At 59.8% G+C, this 764-nt stretch carries 1 protein-coding gene; it reads left to right on the forward strand.

Translation table 11 applies throughout. The annotated features are described in order from the left end of the window. The coding region (locus A3730_RS25195) for an acyl-CoA dehydrogenase family protein (protein ID WP_063539238.1) at positions 1-764 on the forward strand (764 nt) is incomplete at both ends.

Consider the following 764-nt stretch of genomic DNA (forward strand, 5'->3'; position numbering starts at 1 on the left):
CTGCTCCCTGTACTGCGATGAAGAATACGGCGGCATGGGGTTGAGCCGGCTGGATGCGGCGTTGATCTTTGAACAACTCTCCCAGGGCTGCACCTCCACCACCGCCTTTATCACCATCCACAATATGGCCACCTGGATGCTCACCCGTTTTGGCAGCCATGCCATCCGGGCGCGTTGGGCCGAAGCATTGATGAGCGGTGAAAAACTGGCGTCCTATTGCCTTACCGAACCGGGTGCCGGTTCCGATGCCGCATCGTTAAGCACCACCGCAAAAAAAGACGGTGATGATTATGTGCTGAACGGCGCCAAGGCGTTTATTTCCGGCGCGGGCGATACCGATGTGTTGGTGTTGATGGCACGTACCGGTGGGCACGGTGCCGGCGGCATTTCCTGCTTTGCCGTTCCGGCGGATACGCCGGGTATCAGCTACGGCCGTAACGAAGCCAAGATGGGCTGGAAAAGCCAGCCTACCCGGGCAGTGATTCTTGAAGATGCACGCATTCCTGCGGACTGCCTGATCGGTGAAGAAGGGCAGGGCTTTCGCATCGCCATGGCCGGCCTGGATGGTGGCCGTATCAATATTGCCAGCTGCTCTCTGGGGGCGGCCCAGGCGGCCCTGCGCCAGGCCCAGCAATACGTGCAGGAACGCAAACAGTTTGGTCAGGCCATTGGCGATTTCCAAACCGTGCAATTCACTCTGGCCGACATGGCCACGGAGTTAGTGGCGGCGCAGCAAATGGTCCGTCTGGCGGCCTGGAAACTGG

Source organism: Alcanivorax sp. HI0044 (genome assembly GCF_001634945.1).